Here is a 3871-nt window from a genome sequence, read left to right on the forward strand (position 1 = left end):
GATTTGCTGCTGCTCATAAATGCAAACGCTACAAAAATCCCCAACAATCAAAAAGACGGCCCTCACCGGAGGAATACGATGAAAATCAGATACTTGCTGAAAGATGGTGCTGCCTTAGCAGGGGAGCGCCTTCGACCGCTCGGCCACGTCTCCGTCGGTGGGTGTATCCATCTCAGACCAAGGAAACAAGGCCAAAAATCAATGTGAAGGCAAGCCAAGCTCTCGAACCATTGGTGCCTGCTTTGACTTCAAATCGGCACCCAGACGCATGGTCCGGTGGCAAGAATCTGGCAATTTTTGAGGCGGAGGCAAAAGAACTTCCTTGATGTCTTCCCGTTCCCTAACGCTTTAGGCGCGGCACGCAGGCGACGCGCAACAGGCCTCCGGGCCTACCTGGGCGACCACCGCGACACGCTTCTCAACTCGGCCGCGTTGCTCGGCGGCCAGCCTGGCGTCCGACTTGCGCAGTCCGTCCTCGACGGCTTCGACATTCTTGGCACACCGACACGGCGCACGATGCGGGCTCTCGACGATCTGCTCGATCTGTTAATGCTCGAGCACGTGCACGATCCAGAACGGATCGAGGCAGCGCATTTTGTGATGATCGACCCGGCGAGCCCAATCGTCGAGGAGATCTGCCTGCTCGCCGACGATCTCGACGATATGCTGGAAGCCTACCGGGCAGTGAAAGACGTCAGACCGGCCACCTTCGAGCATGAGGTGGCAGCATGAGCGGCGCGACCGGTCTTCATCCCAGCCTCACCAATCTCGTTGCCAGTGCAGAGCTGACGCCCGCCGTTGCGAGCCGTCTGGCGGCGATCGCGCTGATGCAGGCGCACATCGCGGACGAGGCGCTCCACGAGACGACCATCCCCAACCTCGCACCGGCCTAGCGCGGCCTCGCGAAGGACATCGCCCGCCGCCTCGGAACCATGCGGATCTTCCACGATAATCTCTTGCGCGCCTCGAGACGCTGATCGCATCGCTCGGCGTTGAAATCGGCAACGGGACCCATCCATTCTGGCATGGTGACGAAAACCATACCCGGGGTGGCTATCGCTCGGTTTTCGTCGAGCCAGGCGCGAGCGCGCTTGCTGAGGCCAAGGGCGACATCGTGCTGCTGCGCGATACCTTGCTGGCCGCACTGAGCGCTGCACATGTCCTGCACGATGCCAGCTTCCAGTTCGACTGATCGCCACCGGTGGCGCCTTGTAAAGGGCGCCGCCTCTTTGAGGGCCATCCTATGGCCCACGCTCGTGGGAGGATCACCAGGAGCGGGCGTGCCAACTCCATCCTTCTGCTGCTTGCTAGGCGCGCCCATTGACCAGAAAACCAAAAAAACCATCCAAAACATCATCTTGCGGCAAAACTAAGCCCAAAGTTTAATTTTTTTGATTTTTCGGCAACTGGCGCAAAAGCGTCGAACCCATCGTTCTGGTGTCACCCATATCGAAGGCGTGGATGGCCTCTTCCTCGCGAAAGGTGCCGTGGCTGGCGTTGGCGCTGAGATCGGTCTCGACAGCGATGACGCTGCTTCGCGCCTTGAGGCCGCCCAAGCCAAAACTTTCAAATCGGCCGCCTCCGATGGAGCACTGCGGTTCCGCCTTTGGTCGCGGTTGTCGGACGCCTTGGCGCTCCCGTCCGCTACACCGCTGTCCCAAAAATCCTGCACCCGATCGGCATCTGCATTTGCCGTGCGTGCTTCCGAGCGGCTCACGCCATCTATCCGGGCCCGCCATCGGAAGACCCAACATAGGATTCCCGACGGCGGTTTCGCCAAACAATTCGGCGGCAAGGCCAGCATTTCCGTGCAGCGGCCTTCGATCCGATCTTCTCTTCAAGGAGGATAGGACATGAACAATACAGACCAGCCCCACAATTATGACACTCGGGATCTTGCGCGGAAGCTCGACACCTGACACGACCTGCCATTGACGTGGTGAGCGCCATGTCCACCTGCGCGCGCGCGGCGCCCTCCCCCGCGCGTCCGCTTTCGATAAGTTTTCACGCTCTCTTCGAAATCCACCGAGGCGCTTTAAGTGTGTGATCTGCAAGGATCGTTTCAATGTGGTCGGCGAGCAGGCCGGGCGTCTCTTGGCACGATGAACTCCTGATCTAGCCTCAATGACCACCCTAACCTTGAGCTTGCGACTGTAGTTCTTCCATTTGCCAGCCAATCTCCTCTTCCTCGTCATCGTTGACGGCAAGTTTATCTGACTGTCTTGATTTCAGGCGTCCACCTCAAGAGATAGCGTTGAGCACATGACTGGAGGGTATGCGCGCTTCCTCTAGGCGCCCTTGACCTTGCCACCGTGGCAGTGCCCCTGTGGGCAATCTCCGCCGATTAGCGGTCAACAGTCGCCGCGCTGTGCGAAAACCCCTGACAACCAATCCCTAGTGCCAACGGCAACTAGCCCCGGTTCGCGTGCACCGACGCAGCCGGGGCATTTTTCAGAACATGCCGCGCCAGAAGTCAGTCGTCGGCTTCGCTCGGGTGGAAGCATTCATGTATTCAGCAAATGCCCTAAGTTCTGTTTGCAGTTGCTCCGGTGTGAACGTGCCGTTGCGCCATTCGCTCCAAAGATAGGTGAATGAACCTTCCACGTCATGCGGCGGCTGAATGTTGTCGTTAATGAACGTGCTTGTCAGCGGTGTTCGTTCCCACGTTGGGTCAGTGTTTTCATGCCAGATAGCCGCACACCTGCGGGTGTTATGAACGATTTCCAAGCGGTCCATCGAAAATGTAAATCTGTATCTGTCGTCGCGCCCCCAGCGGGGCGAGTAAAAATCTGCGTAGACTTCAACAGGGTCCATCGTAATTTCTTTTTGCTTCGATAGTGTTCCACTCGAACTCTCACCATATGGTCACCGCTCGTTTAATCAGCAAGTGCTTTCAATTATGCCGAAACACAAGCACGGTTAGCGTTGATCTTTCATCGGAGGGCCACGCCAAGGCTTTCGGGCGCGGTTTTTTATAGTTCCGGCACGCCAACTTCCTGCACAACAGAGCCGTCGCTTTCGACAGAACAGAAGGCTACCTTCACTTCGGGAAACTTCTTCCTGAATTTGGGTGAAAGCATCGCCTGAAATTCGTTGAACTCAACCATCGCAAGGTTGTCTCCGCGCGTCTTCACCCGGCAGAAAGTCAAGCCGCCGTCAAACTCAATCTCAAAGTCGTCGTCGTATGCCGCCAGGTGCCTTTTCAAATCGCCAACCGTCAGTGTCATTCGTATTTCTCCGCAAGGGTTCCTGACGCCCCGACGATAGAGGACGAAAGGCGAACACGCCAGCCAAAGACTACAAACCGTTGGATAGACAGCGACATGCAGTCACGGCTTCCAGAGCCTTCGGCAGGGCTTCAAGGGCCGTTCTGTGGGAACATTAACCTTAGGCGACGCTTAGGCAATGGTCCCTTCCGGGGAAATTATCCAATAAAATCAGAGATATTGGTGGGCGACCCTGGAATCGAATTTAGCATAGTAAGCTTGGGTATATATTTCTTATGTTTTATTGGAGTATTCGTGCGGCACAGATTGATGCGTTATGATAAATGTATCGAAAAACACTGATGTTGTATCGAAAATTGAAGGTTGAACACCTATCAACCAAAGAACTGCAATCAATCATCAACGATGCAGATGGCGATTACATACCACCCTAGCAACGGTCAGTGCATTGTGTATCAGTTGTTGTGACCACCTTTACCATATGGATGAATTAAGTGTTTGATTTTTATTCCAACGATTACCGCAGGGCAATCGCGTTTGGCATCATGCCTCTTACAGCCCATTGAGAACGCTGCATAAGAATGCCTCGTCCCATCCAGCTCGCTTGAGTTTAATGCTGAGAGAGCCTTTGGATGTGTCGCGTC

8 protein-coding genes are annotated in these 3871 nt (G+C 55.6%); 3 read left to right on the forward strand and 5 right to left on the reverse strand.

All coding sequences use genetic code 11. From position 1 onward, the window contains the following. The 3 genes from LC354_RS26755 to LC354_RS26765 all read left to right on the forward strand — a co-directional run. The coding region (locus LC354_RS26755; RefSeq protein ID WP_223428992.1) for a hypothetical protein at positions 1-207 on the forward strand (207 nt) is incomplete at its 5' end. 69 nt (positions 208-276) lie between these two features. Further along, positions 277-732, forward strand: coding sequence for a hypothetical protein (locus tag LC354_RS26760; protein ID WP_223428993.1), 456 nt, complete (start codon positions 277-279; stop codon positions 730-732). After that, complete coding sequence (locus LC354_RS26765; RefSeq protein WP_223428994.1) at positions 729-893, forward strand: hypothetical protein; 165 nt, start codon at positions 729-731, stop codon at positions 891-893. The genes LC354_RS26760 and LC354_RS26765 overlap by 4 nt, the downstream gene beginning before the upstream one ends. Here the strand turns inward: LC354_RS26765 and LC354_RS26770 are convergent. The 5 genes from LC354_RS26770 to LC354_RS26790 all read right to left on the reverse strand — a co-directional run. Next, positions 890-1240: a hypothetical protein gene (locus LC354_RS26770; RefSeq protein WP_223428995.1), complete on the reverse strand. Its 351-nt coding sequence runs from the start codon at positions 1238-1240 to the stop codon at positions 890-892. The genes LC354_RS26765 and LC354_RS26770 overlap by 4 nt on opposite strands. Before the next feature lie 142 nt (positions 1241-1382). Further along, complete coding sequence (locus LC354_RS26775; protein WP_223428996.1) at positions 1383-1556, reverse strand: hypothetical protein; 174 nt, start codon at positions 1554-1556, stop codon at positions 1383-1385. An 895-nt stretch (positions 1557-2451) separates the two neighbouring features. After that, a complete protein-coding gene (locus LC354_RS26780) occupies positions 2452-2814 on the reverse strand; it encodes a hypothetical protein (protein ID WP_223428997.1) in 363 nt (120 codons plus the stop codon). 158 nt (positions 2815-2972) lie between these two features. Further along, on the reverse strand, positions 2973-3227 hold the full coding sequence (locus tag LC354_RS26785) for a hypothetical protein (protein WP_223428998.1): 255 nt from the start codon (positions 3225-3227) through the stop codon (positions 2973-2975). A gap of 455 nt (positions 3228-3682) precedes the next feature. Continuing rightward, the coding region (locus LC354_RS26790; protein WP_223428999.1) for a hypothetical protein at positions 3683-3871 on the reverse strand (189 nt) is incomplete at its 5' end.

Origin of the sequence: Tateyamaria pelophila, from assembly GCF_019966495.1 — a bacterium.
GTDB lineage: Bacteria > Pseudomonadota > Alphaproteobacteria > Rhodobacterales > Rhodobacteraceae > Tateyamaria > Tateyamaria pelophila.

Coding starts and splice junctions, on each gene's coding strand:
- LC354_RS26770 (WP_223428995.1), bottom strand. CDS start 1,240: ATGGCCCTCAAAGAGGCGGCGCCCTTTACAAGGCGCCACCGGTGGCGA.
- LC354_RS26780 (WP_223428997.1), bottom strand. CDS start 2,814: ATGGACCCTGTTGAAGTCTACGCAGATTTTTACTCGCCCCGCTGGGGG.
- LC354_RS26765 (WP_223428994.1), top strand. CDS start 729: ATGAGCGGCGCGACCGGTCTTCATCCCAGCCTCACCAATCTCGTTGCC.
- LC354_RS26785 (WP_223428998.1), bottom strand. CDS start 3,227: ATGACACTGACGGTTGGCGATTTGAAAAGGCACCTGGCGGCATACGAC.